Source organism: uncultured Aquimarina sp., from assembly GCF_947496855.1.
Lineage (GTDB): Bacteria > Bacteroidota > Bacteroidia > Flavobacteriales > Flavobacteriaceae > Aquimarina.
On the sequence record NZ_CANMED010000003.1, the window covers coordinates 277,583 to 297,467 of the forward strand.

Consider the following 19,885-nt stretch of genomic DNA (forward strand, 5'->3'; position numbering starts at 1 on the left):
AAAAAATGAAAAGAGTCATCAAAAAAGTTGCAGTCGTTGGTTCAGGAATTATGGGCTCCGGTATTGCATGTCATTTCGCTAATATCGGCGTAGAAGTGCTTTTATTGGATATAGTACCTCGAGAATTAAATGATAAAGAAAAGGCAAAAGGCCTTACACTAGAAAGCAAAGTGGTTCGTAACAGGTTAGTAAATGATTCACTAACCGCCGCTCTTAAATCTAAACCTTCTCCGATTTATCATCAAAAATTTGCAAATCGCATCACTACAGGAAATCTGGAAGATGATATTGCAAAAGTAGCCGATGTTGATTGGATTATTGAAGTAGTCGTAGAAAGACTAGATATTAAAAAAATAGTTTTTGAAAATCTAGAGAAACATAGAACACCTGGAACATTAATTACTTCTAATACTTCGGGTATTCCTATAAAATTCATGAACGAAGGAAGAAGTGAAGATTTCCAAAAACATTTCTGTGGAACCCACTTCTTTAACCCTGCACGATACCTTAAATTGTTTGAGATTATCCCTGGGCCAAATACTTCTGCCGAAGTACTTGAATTCCTTAATGGATATGGAGAGCAATTTTTAGGAAAAACATCTGTAATTGCTAAGGATACTCCTGCATTTATTGGAAACAGAATAGGTATATTCAGTATTATGAGCTTATTCCATATGGTAAAAGATATGGGATTAACAATTGAAGAAGTTGATAAATTATCAGGTCCAGTTATTGGACGTCCTAAGTCTGCTACTTTCCGTACAGTTGATGTAGTTGGATTAGATACTTTAGTACACGTTGCTAATGGGATTGCTGATAATTGTCCTGATGATGAACGTCACGAATTGTTTAAACTTCCTAATTTCATCAATACAATGATGGAGAATAAATGGTTAGGAAGTAAGACAGGACAGGGATTCTATAAAAAGAACGTTTCCGCAGAAGGAAAAAAAGAAATTCTTTCTCTTGACCTAGATACATTAGAATACAGAGCTAGCAAAAGAGCTTCCTTTGCTACTTTAGAAATGACTAAAACTATTGATAAGGTAGTAGATCGTTTTAAAGTATTGGTTGCAGGAAAAGATAAAGCAGGTGAATTTTATCGTAAAAGTTTTGCTGCATTATTTACATATGTATCGAATCGTATTCCAGAGATTACAGATGACCTCTATAAGATTGATGATGCTATGAAAGCTGGATTTGGTTGGGAACACGGTCCTTTTCAGATCTGGGATGCAATTGGAGCAGAAAAAGGAATCGAAATGATGAAAGCAGAAGGGCATGAACCAGCTGCTTGGGTTAATGATATGATCGCTTCAGGGAGTACTTCTTTCTATACAGTTAAAAATGGAGCTACACATTATTATGACATTCCTAAAAAGGAGCAAGTAAAAGTTCCGGGACAAGATGCTTTTATTATTTTAGACAATATCCGTAAATCATCTGAAGTTTTCAAGAATAGCGGTGTTGTTGTAGAAGATATTGGTGATGGAATACTCAACGTAGAGTTTCAAAGTAAGATGAACACTATTGGTGGAGATGTTCTTGCAGGATTAAATACAGCTATTGATATGGCTGAAAAAGACTTCCAAGGATTAGTTGTTGGTAATCAAGCTGCCAATTTCTCTGTAGGTGCTAACATCGGAATGATCTTTATGATGGCTGTAGAGCAAGAATATGATGAATTGAATATGGCAATTAAATATTTCCAAGATTCAATGATGCGTATGCGTTATTCTTCGATCCCTACGATTGTTGCTCCTCACGGTATGGCACTAGGTGGTGGATGCGAAATATCACTTCACGCTGACAAAGTTGTTGCTGCGGCAGAAACATATATGGGATTAGTAGAATTTGGTGTTGGTGTAATCCCTGGTGGAGGTGGTTCTAAAGAAATGGCATTAAGAGCTTCAGATCTTTTCAAAAAAGATGATGTAGAACTTAATGTACTTCAGGAACACTTCTTAACTATTGGTATGGCCAAAGTATCTACTTCTGCTTACGAAGCGTTTGATACAAATCTATTACAGAAAGGGAAAGACATTGTTGTTGTAAATAAAGATCGTCAGATTGCTACTGCTAAAGCATATGCTAAACTAATGGCAGAACAAGGATATACGCAACCTGTAAAACGAAAGGATATAAAGGTACTTGGTAAACAAGCATTAGGTATGTTCTTAGTAGGTACAGATTCTATGGAGGCTAGTAAATACATTTCGGAACACGATCATAAAATAGCGAATAAGTTAGGTTATGTAATGGCTGGAGGAGATTTATCAGAACCAACCTTAGTAACAGAACAATATTTATTAGATCTAGAACGTGAAGCTTTCTTGTCTCTGTGTACAGAACGCAAAACGTTAGAGCGCATAGAACATATGCTTAAAAAAGGTAAACCTTTACGTAATTAGTATTGAGAATTAAGTATTGAGTAATTAGAAAGTTAAGTAATGCATAAAGTTGAAGATTTAAAAATATGGAAGAAGTCAATTGTTTTGGCAAAATCCATATATCTATTAACTAAAGAACTCCCTTCTGATGAAAAATATGGATTAATTTCTCAAATAAAACGAAGCGCAATTTCAATTTCTTCAAATATTGCAGAAGGCAGTGGAAGAAATTCAAATAAAGAATTTAAACATTTTTTGAGTATTGCTAATGGTTCGGCTTATGAACTTCAGACACAATTAGTGCTAACAGTAGAACTAGATCTTTTGTCAAAAGAAAAAGTTCAACATGCGATTGACTTGCTGATTGAAGTTCAAAAAATGAATTATTCATTACAAAAAAGTATTGCGAACAAAATCTCAGTACTCAATACTAATATCTAAAATCTATTTATAAAAAATGAAAACCGCATATATAGTAAAAGCATACAGGACAGCCGTAGGAAAAGCACCTCGCGGAGTGTTCAGATTTAAAAGAACCGATGAGTTAGCTGCAGAAACTATTCAGCATATGATGAAAGAGTTACCTCAACTAGACAAAAGTCGTATCGATGATGTTATCGTTGGTAATGCAATGCCGGAAGGATCTCAAGGACTGAATATGGCACGTTTAATCTCATTAATGGGATTAGAATCTATTGATGTTCCTGGAGTAACAGTTAACAGGTTCTGTTCTTCAGGAATAGAAACTATTGGTATGGCAACTGCAAAAATACAATCCGGAATGGCTGATTGTATTATTGCTGGTGGTGCAGAAAGCATGAGCTCTGTTCCAATGACGGGATATAAAACAGAACTGAATTATGATTTAGCAAAATCTGGTCACGAAGATTATTATTGGGGAATGGGAAATACTGCAGAAGCAGTGGCACACCAATTTAATGTATCGCGCGAAGATCAAGATGAGTTTGCATATAATTCTCATATGAAAGCTTTAAAAGCACAAGCAGAAGATCGTTTTCAAGATCAAATTGTTCCTATCAACGTGGAACAAATCTATGTAGATGAAAACGGAAAAAAAGCAAGCAAATCATATACTGTAACCAAAGACGAAGGACCACGAGCAGGAACTAGTAAAGAAGTACTAGGGAAGCTTAGACCTGTTTTTGAACTTGGAGGTAGTGTGACTGCTGGTAACTCTTCTCAGATGAGTGATGGTGCTGCATTTGTGATGGTTATGAGTGAGGATATGGTTAAGGAATTAAATCTAGAGCCTATTGCAAGACTTGTAAACTATGCAGCTGCAGGTGTAGAACCGAGAATTATGGGTATTGGACCTGTAAAAGCGATCCCAAAAGCTTTAAAACAAGCAGGTTTAAAACTAGACGATATTGAGTTAATTGAGCTTAATGAAGCCTTTGCTTCTCAATCACTAGCTGTAATGCGTGAGCTAAACATCAATCAGGATATTGTAAATGTAAATGGAGGTGCGATCGCACTTGGGCATCCATTAGGATGTACAGGAGGAAAATTATCTGTACAATTATTTGATGAAATGCGTAAACGTGATATGAAAGGTAAATACGGTATGGTAACTATGTGCGTTGGTACAGGTCAAGGAGCTGCTGGTATTTTTGAATTTTTGAATTAAGAAACGATAGAGATAATATAATAAAACAATGAGTACAGAAACTTTAAACAAAGACATTCTTAGAGGAGGACAATTCCTTGTTAAAGAAACAAAAGCCGAAGATGTATTTACTCCAGAAGATTTTTCTGAAGAGCAAAAAATGATGCGTGATAGTACAAAAGAATTTGTAGACCGTGAATTATGGGCGCATTGGGAAAAATTTGAAAACAAGGATTACGCGTATACAGAAGCGTGTATGAAAAAAGCTGGTGAGCTTGGGCTACTTGGTGTCGCTGTGCCAGAGGCATATGATGGATTGGGAATGGGATTCGTTTCTACGATGTTAGTATGTGATTATATTTCTGGTGCAACAGGATCTTTTAGTACCGCATTTGGCGCTCATACAGGTATTGGCACTATGCCAATCTCTTTATATGGTAATGAAGAACAAAAGAAAAAATATGTTTCTAAATTGGCTACTGGCGAATGGATGGGAGCATACTGTTTAACAGAACCAGGTGCTGGATCAGATGCTAATTCTGGTAAAACCAAAGCAGTATTGTCTGATGACGGAACACATTACTTGATCTCTGGTCAGAAAATGTGGATTTCTAATGCTGGATTCTGTAACGTAATGATTGTTTTTGCTCGTATAGAAGATGATAAAAACATTACAGGGTTTATTGTAGAAAATGATCCTTCTAATGGTATCTCTATGGCTGATGAAGAAAAGAAATTAGGTATCCACTCCTCTTCTACTCGTCAGGTATTCTTTAGTGATACTAAAGTTCCCGTAGAAAACATGTTATCAGAAAGAGGTAACGGATTTAAGATTGCCATGAATGCTTTAAACGTTGGTAGAATCAAATTAGCTGCGGCTTGTTTGGATGCACAACGTAGAGTAATTGGAGAAGCTACCAAATACGCTAATGAGCGTATTCAGTTCAAAACTCCTATAATGAACTTTGGAGCTATCAAATCTAAGATTGCTGAGATGGCGACTAATACATACGCTGATGAATCAGCTAGTTATAGAGCTGCAAAAAATATTGAAGATAGAATTGCTATCCGTCAAGCAGAAGGAAACACACATCAGGAAGCGGAGCTTAAAGGTGTAGAAGAATATGCTATCGAATGTTCTATCTTAAAAGTAGCAGTTTCTGAAGACGTTCAGAATACAGCTGATGAAGGATTACAAATCTTTGGTGGTATGGGATTCTCTGCAGATACTCCTATGGAGTCTGCCTGGAGAGATGCTCGTATTTCTCGAATATATGAAGGTACCAATGAAATCAATCGTATGTTAGCGGTAGGTATGCTTGTTAAGAAAGCAATGAAAGGTCACGTAGATCTTTTAAACCCTGCTATGAAAGTTGCCGACGAATTAACAGGTATTCCTTCTTTTGACACTCCTGACTATTCTGCATTATTTGCAGAAGAAAAAGAGATTGTTGCAAAAATGAAGAAAGTTTTCTTAATGGTTGCTGGAGCAGCAATGCAGAAATTTGGTCCGCAATTAGAAGAGCACCAACAGTTATTAATGGCCGCTTCTGATATTCTAATTGAGATCTACATGGCAGAATCTACGATTCTACGTACTGAGAAAAATGCAAAACGTTTTGGAGAAGATTCTCAAGAAATTCAGATTGCAATGTCTCAGTTGTATCTTTATAATGCAATAGATATCGTGATCAAAAAAGGAAAAGAAGCAATTGTTTCTTTTGCTGAAGGTGATGAGCAGCGTATGATGCTAATGGGACTTAAACGTTTTACTAAATATGCGAATCAACCAAATGTAGTATCATTAAGAAATAAAATTGCTGATAAAGTAGCTGCCGAAAACGGATACTGCTTTTCTTAATAATTTATCCGTTCCTAAGGATTAAAACTAGGAAGTTGTTTAATTTTGATTTAAGAAACCGTCTTTCTGTTGGGGAAAGGCGGTTTTTTATTTAAACAAATGTTTCGTCCTAAAATAGATTTATAATTAAAACCAATTATTAAAAATCTCTATCGATACCAGTTGAATTGTATGTTAACTAAAGACGAATTCTAGTTAGATACTTTCTAATTCTAAACTGTAACTACATACCAATTATAAATTATGTAAAATTGAAACTTTTAAATTGGTTACCCAATTTAAAACTCAAAACTACAAGCAACTCAATTAGTGCAGTCTCTCTAAAAAGTTGTTTGAGAAACACAAAACAACTCTTAAAACAAAACCTCAACAATGAAAATCAACAATCAAAATTTATTGGTCTTTTTTAAAGGCAAACTTATTTCAACTATTAATAAGTGTTGTCTGTTATTTATTTTATTAATCTTTTCCAATGTAATAATAGCTCAACAACCAGAAACGGATTTGCTTGCAGGCTCTTGGGGAGTAACGTTTCCTGTTTTTGGAGGAGAAAGATTAGATACAGAAATTAATCAGAATGAAAAGAATTATATGAGTGGTGCTCAGGAAATAGTAGATGAGCTCCCCACAGCAGGTCACGTGATTACCAATCTATCGTATTTTGCACATTCCCATTATTTTAATACAAGAGCAAACACCAATGTAGACGTAGCAAATGAGATACATCCTGCAATGATTCCTAGTGTTGAGAATGATGGAGTTGCCGTAGAAGCCATTCAGCTTTTAAGAAATTCAGGGAAGAAAATAATTCTATACATTTCTACCAATTATTTGGATAGAGCAACTAATGAGATCAATACAGGCTGGGTCAATTATTATAATACTAATTTTGGAGGAAATGAATATTTGGCGTACCGCCATCTCATACAAGGTTTTGTAAAAGCCGCGGCAAGTTATGCTGATGGATACTGGTTAGACACAACATCTGCCCTAAGAGATGATGGTAACTTTGAAGATTTTGTAGCGATGATACGCGAAGCCGATCCAACGGCTTTAATTGCATGTGGATCAGGAGCCGGAATTAGATTAGAACACAATGGAAATGATATTTTTGTTGATTCGGATGGTATAAATGACACAAATCCTATAGATTATTATGTAAAACTACATGAGCTAACAGATGATTTGTCCGATTTCACAGATGGGCATATTGTACCATTAGGGCAAGGAGCTCCGCCAAACTCATGGTCATATGAGGAGTTTATGATACCCAATATAATGACGGAATCATATTCATCTCTTAATGGAAAAAATGCACTGAAACACGGTTGGTTTCCCATTAGAGAAAGATGGCACTCTCCACAAGTACCGATAGTTTTTGATACTGAACAAGCTTATAGATTTGTGAGGAGGATTACGGATTATGGAGGAATGATCACTTTTGCTAACACCAATGAAACACCAAATCTTGGAGATGGAGATGCCGGACATATGATGTCTGATGAAATGGACATTATGAAGGAAATTAATCGTAGAATGCTCATAGATCCTAAACCAGATTATGTACCATATACCAGGCCAGCAGATGCTAGTTTTGTTGACGAAACTCAATATATTGAATTTCCAGATATTCCAATAAAAGAAGTTGGTGATCCTGATTTTATAGCAGCTACTGCCACCTCTGGTTTAGCGGTATCTTTTACAAGTTCTAATACTAATGTAGCTACTATAGTAAATGGTAAGGTGCGTATTATTGGTCCAGGTAAAACTACCATTACAGCAACCCAAGCAAGCGCTGGGACTTTTACCTCTGCAGTACCCGCAGAGCGACCATTGGTGGTGAATGGTTCTATTGATCCGAATCCTGATAATGGAGATAATTTAGCTTTAAATGGAACAGCCTCGCAATCAGGAACGCAAAATGACGGAATAGCCGCGTATGCAAATGATGGTAATACTAATGGTGCTTTTGGTGCAGATTCAGTAATTGCGGCTACAGGTCCTAATGCTTGGTGGGAAGTAAATTTAGGAAATGAATTCAGCATTAATGAGATTCATGTGTATAATAGAACCGATGCTTGCTGTATAGGAAGATTAACAAACTTTACCGTATCAGTTTTTGATGGTAACGGTAATACAACATATTCACAAACATTCACCGATACTCCTAATCCTCTAATGATTATAGATATTCCATCAGCTACTGGACAGACTATTAGAGTACAATCCAATGAAATACCTACTATGAATTTAGCGGAGGTTGAAGTTTATGGAACTAGTATCTCAAACACCAAATTAGTACATATTACAAAGCGTAATGCCAAAGGGTATGCTATAGATGGAAATTGGGAAGGAGATAATACTCAAAATGCTTATTTATATAGTCAAAATCCGAATAATGTGAATCAGCAATGGATTGAGATTGATAGAGGTAATGGCTACTATACCTATCAAAAAATGGATACTGATTACGCCTTAGATGGAGGTGGTATAGGTGATAATAAAGAAAATGTGTATTTATGGGTAGTAAGTGAAAATAATCATAATCAACATTGGCAAAAAGTTGATGTAGGTGGCGGTGCATTTAAATTGATTATGCGTAGTGATCCAAGTCTTGGTATCGATGGTGGTTCAGGTGGATTTAATCTTCAGAATGTTGGGCTTTGGAATTCGTCTAGTACCAGTCAAAACTTGCATTGGATCATTACTCCAATAACAAACAATAGAGATACGGATACTAACGATACTAGTGAAGTCCTTATGTATCCAAATCCTGTAGTTGATCAGGTCAATATTAGTTTGAACACTACAGAAATATCTAGGTACACCATCATTGATATAAATGGCAAGACCATACTTAAAGGGGTGATCAATGAAGGTGCAATTTCTTTGAATGTCAATGGATTGGCAAAGGGATTATACCTCGTAAAAGTATCCAATAGATCCAAGGTACTTACCAGTAAAATAATTAAAAAATAAACCAAAAAAATCATAACAAATAAATTATGAAACGATTATTTTATCTAAAAGCATTTTTATTGTGCTTAGGATTAGTCTCCACGCTAAGCGCTCAAGATTTATTAAAACACGACTTCAATAATGGTACTTTGGGACCATTTGAAACTACAAACCTTAACAGAATGACTTTTAAGGATGGTGCTCTCGAATGTACATGGAAACCGAGTGATTATACTGGAACTGGAACATCTTCTAAGAAAACAGAGTTTAGAGCTAAGGATAATGCCTATGTATTTAAACAAGAATTCTGGACTGGCTTTTGGTTAAAAGTACATGGCAATACATTAGCAAACAATCCAAATACTGAAATGTCCTTAATGCAAACTTGGGGTTTTAGAGAAGGAGCTGCAAACCATTATTTTATGCTTCAATATTTTGGTGATGGGTCGCTTAGGTGGCAACACCGCTATAATATGGGGCAAAACTTTACTAGATATGTTATTTATCCTGACTTTCCAAAAGACCAATTTGTAAAAGTGGTGATTCACGTGAAATTAAAAAATGTTAGTGACGGTATTGTTCAGGTTTGGATAGATGACGAACTAATGCTCAATAAAACAGGTCAGACTATTGGTTTTGGAGATCAGAACGAAAATGGTCAGTATAATCAGTCCTATTCGACACCTGGCTCATGGGGTATGTATAATTATGCTAATGAAGAGTACGTTAGTGGAGAGACAAGAACAGTTACTTATGATGATGTTTCTCTTTGGAATGGTTCAGATGGGTACGATATAGTAAATCCTTCTGACGTTACTCCTCCCGGATGTAGTTTACCTTGGATAGATAATGATTTCACGGTTTCTAATAGAACGGCAAACTACAGTTCTGGAGCCATCGATATTTCTTGTGTTTCAAAAGTAGACATCAGCATGGATATCAAAGGGGAAGGAAACATGGAAGATTCGGATTATATCAATGTGTATTATAAAATAGATGGAGGTACTCAAAAAACCATTGCTAAAAATGTAAACGCTTTTGATTTAAAAACGCTTTCAGTTACTAATCTCAGCGGTAATAAACTAGAGCTTATTATCGAAGCCAAAACAAGTTACGCTGATGAAGTGTATACGATATCTAATATTGAAATCACCGAAAGTGATGGAGGTACTACTGGAGGTAGTTCATTAGTGCATATCGTAAAACGTAATGCCCCTAACTTTGCTATAGATGGTAATAAAAGTGGTGCAGACGGACAAAATGTGTACTTATGGTCAGCTAACCCTAATAATGCTAATCAACAATGGATTGAGATCGATCGTGGAAATGGTTATTATTCTTACCAAAAAAAGGGGACAAACTTTTGTATGGATGGAAATCGTGATGGAGCGACTGGTCAGAATGTATATTTATGGACTTGTAGTGAAAATAACCCAAACCAGCATTGGCAAAAAGTAGACGTTGGTGGTGGCGCGTTTAAATTAATAAAACGAAATGCCCCTGGGTTTGCACTAGATGGAGGTTCTGGCGGATCAGATAGTCAAAATATAGCACTTTGGGATTCGTCGAATACTAGTCAAAACTTGCATTGGATTATTACTCCAATAACAAGCAATAGGGTTAGTGATACTAAAAATACTAGTGAATTCCTTATATATCCAAGTCCAACAATTGATAGATTTCAGATTGATTTGAAAAACTCCCAAGAAGCTTCGTATACTATCTTCAATCATACAGGGAAATTATTACACTCCGGAGTTTTCAAAAATGGAACAACTTCTTTTGATTCTAGTAGACTACCATCTGGGTTATACATTGTAAGGGTTTCTACCAGGTATGGAACTACTACCCAAAAAATAATTAAGCATTAAAAAACATAGACCTACATAATTTTAATAAACACAAAGCTGGTCAAAGCACAAACTTACAATGAGTCCTTAACCAGCTATGACTTTCAATCGTATTGCTTATTAATACTATATCCTGTCACAAGGATTAAAGCTAGGAAGTTCTTTAATTTTGATTTAAGTAACCGTCTTTCTGAAATGGAAAGACGGTTACTTATATTTAACACACTACCCTATTATCCGCTACATCCGCGTAATACTCCAAAAAGGAAATCATCAGCAGCTTGTCCATATTCATCTCCACAATTACGATCAAAAGGATTCGTACTTCCGCCTAATACACGTCCGCACTGATCATGATCTAAACAATCTTTAGTCCAAGCACTAGCGATAGAAAATATACCCGGACAACCAGAACCACATCGACCTAAACAACGATCACCATTTACTAATTCGCGATCTCTATATGTCTGACCTCCATTATCGTCATACACAGCTGTAACAAATGTATTTTTTCTAATACATGCTATTCCATCATCATTCCCCTTCACTAGATTGGTTTGGTTCCCTTTAAAAACAATTTTTTCATACCTATAATTGCTTGGAGATTTAGCCCAATATTCTAGTAATTTTAATAAGGTAAATTCTGCCATCGTAAAATCAGCTACAGAACCATCTTTAAACAAATACTCAGAGATCTCTTCTCCTATCATTAATAATGTTTCCTTTTCTTTACTAGATAACACAACACTCTTACCATCGATCTCAATAAATTCTGAGTCATAATCTATTGAAGCAATTAGCCTTACATCATTTATTGCTACTTTAACAGTATAGTAATTCGATTTTTTTGCGACTTTGTATGCAATCTGGAAGCCGTTAAGTTCTTTTTGCCCTTCTAATTGATATTCTTTGTGAATTTCTAACCCAATTGTTTCACCATTATTAGAATCCTCTTGATTATCACAAGAGTTTAATAGTAATAAAAATAAAAAGCTACTTACTAGAAATCTAAATTGAATTTTCATGATTTAAAATATTTAAGTTGGTTATACTAAAATACTTCACAAATCTAATTTTCTTACTACCAAATGATTATCATAACATTAATCTAATTTAACATAGAGAAAGGAATCATCATAAATTATAATTAATTAGGAAATCACAAAAACAAAGAATAAATAGTTACAAAATAACCCATTAAGAAAAATTAGTATACTGATTAAAAGAGCTTTCAAATTTTCTAAATGCAATAAACAACTGTTAATTAAAGCTTACTTTTCAATATATTATGCAAAATATTTAGAATTTATCAACACGAAAACGTTGTAGTAACCTTTGCAAATGCCAAAATTGAATAATTCGTAATAACTTAGTAAAAAAATAACACAAGAAACACTTTTACAAACTAAAAATTATGAATTATGAAATCAACACCTCTTCCACCGAAAATTTCAAAATTGTTTGAGCTACTTTAATTAAACGAAATTATTCTTAAAAATTTCAGTCAGAACAACATAGAATAGTTTTTAAATCTTAACCTCTGAAAAAAATCACTTAATAATAACCGTCATAATTAATTCTATTGTTATCGAATAATACTCAAACCAGTATCTTTCTATAAACTACAATAATAAATCAGCGTCAATTCTTCCTTAGGTAGAAAAATACTGCTGGTTTACCTTTTACAGTTCTATTAAGTTATTTACTTCAGATTTCTATTTTTTCTCGTAACGAAGATTTGAGAGAAAACACAAACTCACTTATTACAAATTATCGTTCCTAATAGAACGAAAAAAATCTTAAAAATGAAAAGAAAAAACATATTACGAACCCTTGTAAGCCTTTTATTTTGTTTACCATTTATAGGACTACAGGCTCAAGACGAAGATGTAATGTTTCAGGCATTCGACTGGAATGTTCAAAATCAACCTGCAGGACAAACTTGGTATAATGTAGTATCTAATGCCAGAAACACTATTAACGATGCAGGTATCGATGTAATCTGGATGCCACCACCAAGTAATTCGGCAGCACCACAAGGATATTTACCTAGAGAATTAAACAATCTAAATAGTGCTTATGGAACTCAAAACCAGTTAGTATCGTTAATTAATCAATATCACGGTTTAGGTATGAAAGTAATTAGTGATATTGTAATCAATCATAGGGTTGGTTCTAATGACGCGGTTACTTTTACAAATCCTGCATGGCCTACATTTTATATCACCGCAGATGATGAAGGTAGAAATTTTGTAAACGGTCCCGTAGAATTTAGTATCAACGGAGATTTTGTTCCTGGTTTTGACCTTAAATCTGATGGATCAAGCGGAGGGTTTGCAGCTGCTAGAGATCTTGATCACCAAAATCCAGCAGTAAGAGCTGAGATTATTAAATGGATGAGATTCTTAAAAAACGATATTGGTTTTGATGGATGGAGATATGACTTTGTACATGGGTATGATCCTATCTATAATAAAGAATACAATGATGCTACTAATCCATATTTTGCCGTTGGAGAGTTATTAGAAAGTAGTAGAGTACAAACTAATAATTTTGTTAATAGAACACAACAATCTTCCTCTGCATTTGATTTTAACACAAAAGTAAGCTTGCAAAATGCAATTAGAGACAACAATTTATCATATTTGAGAGATGGTCAAGGTAGACCTTCTGGTATGATGGGTATTAACCCTTCTAAATCTGTTACTTTTTTAGATAATCATGATACTGGATTTGCCCAACAATGTTGTGGCTCTAATTATGTTTTCCCTGGTGGAGAAACTAATCTTAGAAAAGGGTATGCTTATATTCTTACTCACCCAGGAAATCCAATGGTATTCTGGACGCATTTCTTTGATGGAGGAACCGGAGTACGTAATGCAATAAAAGATCTTATTTCTGCAAGAAAAAGCGTTAGAGTACATTCTGGATCAACTATCAGTATCGATGAAGCAAGAGGAGATTTATACGCTGCTTACATCGATGGAAAATCCGGAACACTAGCCATGAAATTAGGTTCTGGAAATTGGTCTCCAAATGGAAGTGGATGGACATTACAGACTTCTGGTACTGACTATGCAGTATGGACACAAGGCACTACAACAGGTGGTGGAGAAACTGTACCTCAATATACTGTTAATTTTTTCAAACCATCCGGTTGGGGATCTAATGTCAATGCATATGTATACGATGCTGGAGTAAATGCAACACTTCCTGGAACTAGTGGATGGCCAGGAAACAATATGACTAATATTTCAGGAACTGATTGGTATTCTTTCACTATAACACCAACAGCTGGAGTATCTGCAAATAACCTTAGAGTAATCTTTAATGATGGAAATAATCAAACCGATGATCTATCTAGGAGTATAGATGGATGGTACAGAGGAAATACTTGGAGTAATACGTGTCCAAGTGATTGCAGTAGTAATGGATCTGGAACTTCTAATGATGTTACATTAAACTTCCAAAAACCAAGTGGATGGGGTAATAACACTAATATGTATCTGTATAATAAATCTACAAATCAAACCCTTTCTGGTACTACAGGTTGGCCTGGAGCAAGCATGAATAACCTAAGTGGTACATCTTGGGCCAGAAAAACTTTTACACTACCAAACGGAGTTACCGCCAATAATGTTGGAGCAGTTTTCAATAATGGAAATGGGCAACAAACTGTTGACCTTACTAGAGGTGCAGATGGATGGTTCAGAGTTACCGGTAGTAGTAACGGAAAAAGAACAGGAACTTGGTCTAACAATTGTACAAATGACTGCCCTTCTAACAGAGCTATGGAATTAGCAGATAATACAGATAAAGAAAATTCTCCGATTAGTGAAAGCAGTGTTTCTTTTTGGCCAAACCCAACTAGAGACGATGGAACACTTAGCGTAAATACATCAAAAAATGGACTTCTAGAAGTATCTATTTCTAATATATTAGGACAAACTAAAACTGTATATAGAGAACACACTCAAGCAGGAAATCAAAACATAGAAATCAATAGCTCTCATATGAGAGGCCAAGGTATGTACTTTTACACAGTGAAGCTAAATGGCACAAAACTAAAGAGTTTAAAAGTTATAAAAAGATAATTTTTTTGCCCCTGCTATAGTGCATATAGGTTGAATTAATATTTTAGTAAAAAGCGATCGTTAGCACTAAACGATCGCTTTTTCTTTTAGATACTTTTCACTAATACTATGCTGTTTTTTAACTTTACAAAATCTTAACTTCACTATATCTACCTTTAAATAGTAAATGTTTTTAATATCTTTCCATTCTTTTTTAAAAGTAAAATTAATATCGAAACATTATCATTGTGAAAAAAATAACCATAATACTAGCCTTAGCTTTAACTATATGCTGTAAAAAGGAAGGGAATAAGGATTCTGAAAAGGCAGTTATTGATAAAAAACAGCAACTAACAGATACTCCACAAGCAAAAAAAGATCATCAAATCCGAGAAATAAAAAAGGCGGAAATAGCTCCAAATTTAGATGGAGACATGAATGACCCTATTTGGAATCAAACAAAATGGTATCCAATGGATCAAAACTGGATTGGAGAATTTCCTACTGTTCAGGATTTTTTAGGTAGGTATAAAATAGCTTGGACTACTGAAGCACTTTATATTTTAGTTGAAGTTAAAGATGACATACTTTATGATCAACATAAGGATCCACTAAAATTATGGTGGGATGATGATTGTGTAGAAATATTCATAGATGCTGATAACTCTGGCGGTGGACATCAATACAACAACAATGCGTTTGCATACCACGTAGCGTTAGATGGAAATGTTGTAGATATGGATTCTCAGAAAAAACCAGTGCTTTATAATAATCACGTAAGAACTAAGCGTAAAACTGAGGGTGATGTTTCTGTTTGGGAATTTGAACTTACAGTGTATGATCATACATATAAAGAAGGTAGAACAAATGATCCTATTGTACTATCTAAAAATCAAAAACTAGGTTTCGCAATTGCATATAATGACAATGATACAAGCAAAGAAAGAGAAAATTTTATGGGCTCTGTCTTTGTCCCAGGAGAAGATAAAAATCAAGGCTGGATCAATGCAGATATTTTTGGAACTATTGTACTAATAGAATAAGCATGAAAGATATTAAAAATCATGATAAGCTTAAGCTTGTATTCTAAAATCAAAAACACCCTTCACAAAATTCGAGTGTATTATGACTCCTTTGGAAACCTTCATAATTACTACTAAATAATATAGCGGCTAACCGTATTAAATTTAATTAACAAAAAAAGCGAAGCCAATCTGTAACTCTATTAAAAAAATATGATGTCATATCATTAAAAGTGTATGGCATCATATTTTTTTTACATAAAGATTATAAAGGAAATATTTTTCATTATACAAAATTATTTTAGGAATAAAAACTCTTCATCATTCATGAAAAACAAAACATCTACCCTATTATTAATCAAAATGTGAATGCAATTTCCACATAAAACAAACAAATTTAAAATCGATAAAACAAATTAAAAATCCGCTTAATTACACTTACTCCGAAAACTTCACGGTATCTTATTTTTGATTAAAAAAACACTAATTATGGTTTAACCATAAAAAAAACAAGTAAAAAATACTAAAAAGTGTTAAAATTGATTAAATTTGCAATCTGTAAAAAGCAGCCCTAAGCAAATCAATAAAAAATAAGTAGCTTTTTACCTACAATAAAAATTGTAATATATTTTTTAAACCTACAAATCTTATGAAAAAAAAACTACTCAAGTTTCATTGTGGAATCGATCTAAGCATGAAAAAAAGTAGACCTTTATTCTCTGCTGTTTTCATCTTATTATTTCTTAATGTTACTAAAGGAGAAAGTCGTGTAAATGAAATAAACAATTCAGAACGACTTTCATTAATACATAAAAATTTTTTTAAATCCACTAAAGTTTTTTTATTTCAAGGGGAATATGAAATAAAAGGACAAATTACAGATGACAGAGGAATGCCTATTCCTGGAGCTACAATTTCCGTTATTGGAACGCAACGTGGTATAATAACCGATTTTGATGGAAACTTTGTTATTTCTGTTTCCAAAGGAGAAACCATAAGAATCCAAAATTTAGGATTTATAGATCAAGAAATCCTATTAACTGGAAATAAGAAAGAATTCTTTATTCAGTTAGAATCAGCTGTTGAATCTCTTGATGAAGTTATAATAACTGATGGATATAGAAAAAGTTATAAAAAATTATTTGCCGGTGTAGCTACAATATTAAACACCGAGGATATTAAAATTGATGGAACTCCAGATGCTTCAAGACTACTAGAAGGAAGAGATGCAGGAGTAGTTGTGGATAATTTATCAGGAACTTTTGGTGCGTCTCCTCGTATTAGAATTCGTGGTAACACTTCTTTAAATGGCAATAATAATCCTATTTGGGTTATTGATGGAGTTATTCTAGAAGATAATATAGAATTATCCCAAAATGAGTTAGGCTCTGGAGATATTAGCTCTGTAATCGGATCTTCAATAGCTGGATTAAATCCAGATGATATAGAATCCTTTTCTATATTAAAAGATGCTTCAGCTACTGCCTTATATGGTGCAAGAGCAAAAAATGGTGTAATTGTAATCACCACAAAAAAAGGTAAAAATGGCGCTTTAAAAATAAATTACTCTGGTAATTTCTCTTATAGATTAAGACCACGTTATGAGCAGTTTAATGTTTTAAACTCACAACAAGAACTTTCTGTTTATGCCGAATTAGTAGACAAAAACTTAATTGATCTTACAACAGCACAATTCGCTGAATCTTATGGAGTTTTAGGAAGCTATTTTAATTCAAGAGGAACAAATGATGTGGAAATAGGAGCTAATGGACAGTTATCTGATGAGTTTTTTAGAAGATATCAAACCGCAAACACAGATTGGTTTAAAGTATTGTTTACCGATGTAACTACTCTTCAAAATCATTCAATAAGTTTATCAGGAGGATCTGATAATGCTACATACTTATTTTCTTTAGGGTATTTAAAAGATGAAGGTATAACTATCGGAGACCAAGCCGAAAGATTAACTACCAGATTAAAAAACACTTTTAATATTTCAGAAAAACTTACTTTAGGTACAACAGTAGCCCTTAGTATTAGAGATCAAATTGTTCCAGGAACAAATAACAGAACATTTAACCCTATTACTGGTGAGTATAACCGCGAATTTGATATCAACCCTTATAGTTACTCACTTACTAATAGTCGAAGTGTTACTCCTTATGACGAAAACGGTAATCTAGAATATTTTAGAAAAAACTATGCTCCTTTCAATATAATAAATGAGTTAAATAATAATCAGATCAATATCAACGTCGCTGATATTTCTGCTCAACTAGATTTAGATTATAAATTAAAAGATAATTTAACTTTTAATTCTATTATAAATTATAGACAAGCCATTACTAGACGAGAGCACATAATAGGTGATAATTCTAATCAGTCAGAAGCATTTAGAGCTGATGAAGGAGTATTAATTAACATTAATCCATTTTTATTTCAAGATCCAGATAATCCTACTAGGCCTGCTTATTCCATTTTACCAGAAGGTGGTTTAAACATTTACAATGAAGATATCCTAAATTATTTTTATATCAGAAACTCTATTAGTTGGAATCCAGAAATAAATTACGATAATCAATTCACTTTTTTAGTTGGTCAAGAAATAAAATCTTCGACCAGAAGTTCTAGAGAGTATACAGGTATTGGTATTTCTTATGATAACGGATATATTGTAAATACAAATCCTGATGCGATTGATCAATTAACCAGTCAAAATGATCAATATTTTGGAATAAGTAATCTAAAAGATAGATTTGTAGGGTTCTTTGCAAATGGTGGATATACGTTAAAAAACAAATATATCTTGAACGGTACAATACGCTACGACGGATCTAATTTACAAGGAACTAGTTCTAAATCACGATACCTTACCAGTTATAATGTAAGTGGTGCTTGGAACATCCATAAAGAAAATTTCATTACTTCAGATTGGATTAATCAATTAAGACTAAAAGCTACTTATGGTCTTTCTGGAGGTAGAGGTCCATTAACCAGTGCTACCTTAGACCTTCGAAGTAGAGTTCCTTTAAGACCAACTGATCAAGAAACTGTAATTGCTATTAATTCACTAGCGAATGACGATTTAACGTTTGAAAAACTTAAAGAGTTTAGTACGGGATTAGAGTTTTCTTTTTTCGATAATCGACTAAGTGGAGAAATCGGATATTACAATCGAAATTCATTTGACTTGATCGGCATCGTAAAAACAAGTGGTGTTGGCGGACAATCTTTCCAGAGCGGAAATTATGCAGATTTAAAAACAGAAGGTTACGAGTTCGGAATTTCTACAGTAAATGTAAAAACATCTAACTTCCAATGGAATACAAATATTAATGTAGGTTATAATACAGAACAAATTACAGAATTGCTTTTTGACCCTACTTTGGTTCAGTTGACACAACCATCTGGAGCTCCATTTTCAGGAAGAGAGATATCTGCATTATATTCAACTAGGTTTGCAGGATTAAATGAGTTTGGTATTCCTACATTTTTTGATGAAAACAATAATATAGTAACAAATATCAATCTTCAGGAAAGAGAAAATCTTGAACAAATACTCAAGTATGAAGGACCAACGCAACCAAGAGGTGCAGGTGGTTTTAATAATACATTTAAGTACAAAAACTTTACATTAAGTGCGAATATTACATTCAAATTTGATTATAAAATACGCTTGAATAGTAACTTTGGACCTACCTACACTGATTTCAACTCGCTATCTGGTGATTTGGTAAATAGATGGAGGCTTCCTGGAGACGAAAATACAACTAACATACCTGCTATCTTAAGCGACAGAACCATACAAAACCAATTAGGTGCTGATAATGCTTATGATCTATACAATATTAGCGATGCGAGAGTTGCTGATGGCACATATGCCAGAATGAGATCAATGGCATTAGGATTTAATGTTCCAAAAAACTATGTAGAAGGTTTAGGAATTGAATCTGCAAAATTTAGAATTCAAGGAGAAAATTTATTCCTTATTTATTCTGATAAAGCTCTTAATGGTCAGGATCCAGAATTTTTTAATTCAGGAGGAACAGCCTTACCGGTATCTAGATCATTTACATTTTCACTTAACGTTGGTTTCTAAAAATT

General features: G+C 33.9%; 10 protein-coding genes. 9 read left to right on the forward strand and 1 reads right to left on the reverse strand.

Features of this window, described 5'->3' with window-relative positions:
- The first annotated feature begins 5 nt into the window (after positions 1-5).
- The 6 genes from Q0921_RS10710 (at position 6) to Q0921_RS10735 (ending at position 10,707) form a co-directional block, all read left to right on the forward strand.
- On the forward strand, positions 6-2,411 hold the full coding sequence (locus Q0921_RS10710; protein WP_299256602.1) for a 3-hydroxyacyl-CoA dehydrogenase/enoyl-CoA hydratase family protein: 2,406 nt from the start codon (positions 6-8) through the stop codon (positions 2,409-2,411).
- 39 nt (positions 2,412-2,450) lie between these two features.
- Positions 2,451-2,831, forward strand: coding sequence for a four helix bundle protein (locus Q0921_RS10715; protein WP_299256604.1), 381 nt, complete (start codon positions 2,451-2,453; stop codon positions 2,829-2,831).
- A 16-nt stretch (positions 2,832-2,847) separates the two neighbouring features.
- Positions 2,848-4,038, forward strand: a complete 1,191-nt coding sequence (locus Q0921_RS10720) for an acetyl-CoA C-acyltransferase (RefSeq protein ID WP_299256606.1) — start codon at positions 2,848-2,850, stop codon at positions 4,036-4,038.
- 28 nt (positions 4,039-4,066) lie between these two features.
- Positions 4,067-5,878: an acyl-CoA dehydrogenase family protein gene (locus Q0921_RS10725; protein ID WP_299256608.1), complete on the forward strand. Its 1,812-nt coding sequence runs from the start codon at positions 4,067-4,069 to the stop codon at positions 5,876-5,878.
- 372 nt (positions 5,879-6,250) lie between these two features.
- Positions 6,251-8,857, forward strand: a complete 2,607-nt coding sequence (locus Q0921_RS10730; RefSeq protein WP_299256610.1) for a T9SS type A sorting domain-containing protein — start codon at positions 6,251-6,253, stop codon at positions 8,855-8,857.
- 26 nt (positions 8,858-8,883) lie between these two features.
- Positions 8,884-10,707: an RICIN domain-containing protein gene (locus Q0921_RS10735; protein ID WP_299256612.1), complete on the forward strand. Its 1,824-nt coding sequence runs from the start codon at positions 8,884-8,886 to the stop codon at positions 10,705-10,707.
- 212 nt (positions 10,708-10,919) lie between these two features.
- Here the strand turns inward: Q0921_RS10735 and Q0921_RS10740 are convergent, their stop codons facing one another.
- Entirely contained in the window at positions 10,920-11,711 is a 792-nt protein-coding gene (locus Q0921_RS10740; RefSeq protein ID WP_299256614.1) for a hypothetical protein, read from the reverse strand.
- Between the two features lie 780 nt (positions 11,712-12,491).
- Between Q0921_RS10740 and Q0921_RS10745 the strand changes: the two genes are divergently transcribed.
- The 3 genes from Q0921_RS10745 to Q0921_RS10755 all read left to right on the forward strand — a co-directional run bounded on the left by Q0921_RS10745 (position 12,492) and on the right by Q0921_RS10755 (position 19,880).
- Complete coding sequence (locus Q0921_RS10745; RefSeq protein ID WP_299256616.1) at positions 12,492-14,780, forward strand: starch-binding protein; 2,289 nt, start codon at positions 12,492-12,494, stop codon at positions 14,778-14,780.
- A gap of 227 nt (positions 14,781-15,007) precedes the next feature.
- Positions 15,008-15,802, forward strand: a complete 795-nt coding sequence (locus Q0921_RS10750; RefSeq protein WP_299256618.1) for a sugar-binding protein — start codon at positions 15,008-15,010, stop codon at positions 15,800-15,802.
- Positions 15,803-16,430: 628 nt separating this feature from the next.
- Positions 16,431-19,880: a SusC/RagA family TonB-linked outer membrane protein gene (locus Q0921_RS10755; protein WP_299256620.1), complete on the forward strand. Its 3,450-nt coding sequence runs from the start codon at positions 16,431-16,433 to the stop codon at positions 19,878-19,880.
- Positions 19,881-19,885 lie beyond the last annotated feature (5 nt).

Excerpts from the sequence above, each read along its gene's own strand:
- Q0921_RS10710 (WP_299256602.1), top strand. The coding sequence starts at position 6 with ATGAAAAGAGTCATCAAAAAAGTTGCAGTCGTTGGTTCAGGAATTATG.
- Q0921_RS10715 (WP_299256604.1), top strand. The coding sequence starts at position 2,451 with ATGCATAAAGTTGAAGATTTAAAAATATGGAAGAAGTCAATTGTTTTG.
- Q0921_RS10720 (WP_299256606.1), top strand. The coding sequence starts at position 2,848 with ATGAAAACCGCATATATAGTAAAAGCATACAGGACAGCCGTAGGAAAA.
- Q0921_RS10725 (WP_299256608.1), top strand. The coding sequence starts at position 4,067 with ATGAGTACAGAAACTTTAAACAAAGACATTCTTAGAGGAGGACAATTC.
- Q0921_RS10730 (WP_299256610.1), top strand. The coding sequence starts at position 6,251 with ATGAAAATCAACAATCAAAATTTATTGGTCTTTTTTAAAGGCAAACTT.
- Q0921_RS10735 (WP_299256612.1), top strand. The coding sequence starts at position 8,884 with ATGAAACGATTATTTTATCTAAAAGCATTTTTATTGTGCTTAGGATTA.
- Q0921_RS10740 (WP_299256614.1), bottom strand. The coding sequence starts at position 11,711 with ATGAAAATTCAATTTAGATTTCTAGTAAGTAGCTTTTTATTTTTATTA.
- Q0921_RS10745 (WP_299256616.1), top strand. The coding sequence starts at position 12,492 with ATGAAAAGAAAAAACATATTACGAACCCTTGTAAGCCTTTTATTTTGT.
- Q0921_RS10755 (WP_299256620.1), top strand. The coding sequence starts at position 16,431 with ATGAAAAAAAAACTACTCAAGTTTCATTGTGGAATCGATCTAAGCATG.